This window comes from Saccharomonospora saliphila YIM 90502 (genome assembly GCF_000383795.1).
Taxonomy (GTDB): Bacteria; Actinomycetota; Actinomycetes; order Mycobacteriales; family Pseudonocardiaceae; genus Saccharomonospora; species Saccharomonospora saliphila.
In genome coordinates, this window is sequence record NZ_KB912650.1 from 1 (window position 1) to 2,890 (window position 2,890).

Here is a 2,890-nt window from a genome sequence, read left to right on the forward strand (position 1 = left end):
CCGGCGTCGGCGGCGGTGGCGTCGTGAGCCGCGGACTCACCGGTGGCGGATTCGGCGGCGGTGAACTCGGCGGCGGTGAGGTCGCCGGTGCCCAGCACCACGGCGGTGGGGTCGGTGCCCGATCCCAGCATGGGGGCCAGCACCTGCCCCGCGCCGGCGAGCGCCTCCGTCGTCGCTTCCGCCGTGACCCGCACGATCTGGGTCGCCAGCTCCGACGGCCGGTACCGTTCGTAGGCCCGGTCTGAGATCTCCAGCCCGGTCAACGCGCCCCGCGCACCCACGGTGGCGGTCACGAGTCCGTCCGGGCTGCTGGCGCTGGCCCGCACGGCCGCGAGTTCCCGCTGGGCCTCGGCGAGGCGCTCTCTACTGCGGCGGTAGTCGGCGAGCAGCTCCTCCGCCCGCGCCTGGTGCTCGGTCACGGCCCCTCCCCGACGTCGACGGCCTGTGCGGACAGTGGTCGGCACGTGTTGGACGCGGACGGGGTCCGGTCGGTTCCGTGACCGCTCCCGCGCGCCGGTCCCACCGGCCGGGCCCCGCCGCCACAGTGATCGGCAGCCCGGGGGACGTCCTTGACCCGTCGGCGTTATCCCGCGAGCGCGCGGACCACACGCGACGGGCTCGGCCTGCCGAGCTGCCCCGCCATCCACACGCTGGCGTCCACGAGCGCGTCGAGGTCGACGCCGTGGCGCACGCCGAGGCCCTCCAGCATCCACACCAGGTCCTCGGTGGCGAGGTTGCCGGTCGCCGACTCGGCGTAGGGGCAGCCGCCCAGCCCGCCCGCCGAGGCGTCCACGGTGGTGACGCCCCTGCGCAGCGCCGCGAGCGTGTTGGCCAGCGCCTGGCCGTACGTGTCGTGGAAATGCACGGCGAGCACGCCGACGTCGACGCCGTCGGCGGTGAAGGCGTCCAGCAGTGCCTCGACACTGCCCGCCGTCGCCACGCCGACGGTGTCGCCGAGCGAGAGCTGGGTGCAGCCGAGGTCGAGCAGCCGCCTGCCGACCCGCACCACCTGGCCCGGATCGACGGGACCCTCCCACGGGTCGCCGAAGCACATCGACACGTATCCGCGCACGTCAAGCCCTTCGGCCCTCGCGCGGGTCACCACCGGCTCGAACATCGCGAACTGCTCGTCGAGACCCGAGTTGAGATTGCGCCGGGCGAAGGTCTCCGTGGCGCTGGCGAACACGGCGATGTCGCTCACCCCGGCGGCCAGCGCCCGCTCCAGCCCGCGCCGGTTCGGCACCAGCACCGGGTAGCGCACGCCGTCGAGCGGAGACAACCGCTCCAGCAGCGTCTCGGCGTCGGCGAGCTGCGGCACCCACTCCGGCCGCACGAAGCTCGTGGCCTCCACGGTGGTCAGCCCGGACATCGCGAGCCGGTCGAGGAACTCCAGCTTCACCTCGACCGGGACGACCGAGGACTCGTTCTGCAGCCCGTCGCGCGGTCCGACCTCCCAGATTGTGACCCGTTCCGGCAACCCGGCCGCGGTGGGAAGCCGCTCCGGCAACCCGAGCGCGCGCACGCCCATGCGCCTCACCGCCCCGCCCTCGGGTCGGGCCCGCCCGGCTGCCCGGGATACGGGCCGGGGCGGTCCCGCCCACCGTCGTCCCACCGCCCGGTCTCCGGCCGCGGGTGCTCGTCGTGCCGCTGGAAGTCGTCGTGGGGGTTGTCGTTGACCTGCCGGTAGATCAGCGTGTGCATGCGCTCGACTTTCGGGATGTCGTCGAAGGTCAGCGGCTCGTCGGAGGCCGACTCGATGATCAGCGTGCCGCAGCCGAAGATCCGGTCGACGAGGCCGTGCTCGAACCGCACGCTGTTGATGCGGGCCATCGGGATGTCGATGCCCGTCCGCTTGAGCACTCCCTCGCGGGCGATCACCCGGTCGGTGGTGACGATGAAGTGGGTCGTGCGCCAGCGCACGAACGGGGTGAGGAACAACCACACCACCAGCAGCGCGCCCACCACACCGGCCGCGACGAGCCCGACCAGGTCCCAGGGCGGATCGGCGTCCCGCGCGAGCAGCGCGAGCGCGACCGCAGCGCCGACCGTGACCAGCAGCGCGAGCACCGGAAAGATCAACATCTTGAAGTGCGGATGCCTGTGCGCCACCACCCGCTCGCCGTCACTGAGCAGATCGTCGGGATAGGCCACCGAGAACACCCCCGCCACTCACACTGGGTCCGTGCCGCTCACCGTACCGCCGAGGGCCGCGTCTCACCCCGAGACCGGCCGCAGGTGCACGACGTCGGCCGCGAACACGGTCCGTGTGCGGCCACCGCCCTCGTCGACGACGAGCGCGCCAGTGGCATCGACGTCGACGGCCACGGCCGAGCGCCCCCGCCCGCCCGGCACCTCGATGCGGACCTGCTGTCCCAGCGTCGAGCAGCGCGCGCGGTACTCGTCGAGCAGCCCCGCGGCACGCAGGTCCCCGTGCGCCGCCCGCCACGGCCGCTCCCGCGCGTCGAGCGCGGTCAACAGCGTCGCCGCGATCTCGGTCCGGTCGGTCCTGACGGCTCCCTCCTCGGCCAGCGACGTGGGCGCGAGCCCGCCCGGACCGGGGCGCACCGCCGTCCGCAGCGGCGCGACGTTGACCCCGATGCCCAGCACCACGGCCTGCTCGTCGGAGGAGACCGCTTCGGCGAGGACCCCGGCGCACTTGCCACCGTCGGCACCGGCGAGCACGTCGTTGGGCCACTTCAACACCGCCTCCACCCCCAGGTCCGCAGTGGTGTCGGTCAGCGCGAGCCCGGCCACCGCGGCCAGCGAGCCGAGCGCGGCCATGGGGACCTCACCCGGCCGCAGCAGCACGCTGAGGTACACGCCGCCGCCGGGCGGCGAGACCCACCCGCGCCCCCGGCGTCCCGCGCCCGCCGTCTGTTCCTCGGCGAGC

At 74.2% G+C, this 2,890-nt stretch carries 4 protein-coding genes; all 4 read right to left on the reverse strand.

The window, feature by feature from the left end; genetic code table 11:
* Positions 1-419 (reverse strand): YbaB/EbfC family nucleoid-associated protein (locus SACSA_RS0108595; RefSeq protein ID WP_019815103.1); only part of this gene is annotated, 419 nt, incomplete at its 3' end.
* A gap of 164 nt (positions 420-583) precedes the next feature.
* Positions 584-1,528, reverse strand: coding sequence for a hydroxymethylglutaryl-CoA lyase (locus SACSA_RS0108600; RefSeq protein WP_019815105.1), 945 nt, complete (start codon positions 1,526-1,528; stop codon positions 584-586).
* Positions 1,529-1,533: 5 nt separating this feature from the next.
* Positions 1,534-2,151: a PH domain-containing protein gene (locus SACSA_RS0108605; RefSeq protein WP_157596742.1), complete on the reverse strand. Its 618-nt coding sequence runs from the start codon at positions 2,149-2,151 to the stop codon at positions 1,534-1,536.
* 63 nt (positions 2,152-2,214) lie between these two features.
* On the reverse strand, positions 2,215-2,890 hold a 676-nt coding region (locus SACSA_RS0108610; protein ID WP_019815108.1), incomplete at its 5' end, for a biotin--[acetyl-CoA-carboxylase] ligase.

Coding starts and splice junctions, on each gene's coding strand:
- SACSA_RS0108600 (WP_019815105.1), bottom strand. CDS start 1,528: ATGGGCGTGCGCGCGCTCGGGTTGCCGGAGCGGCTTCCCACCGCGGCC.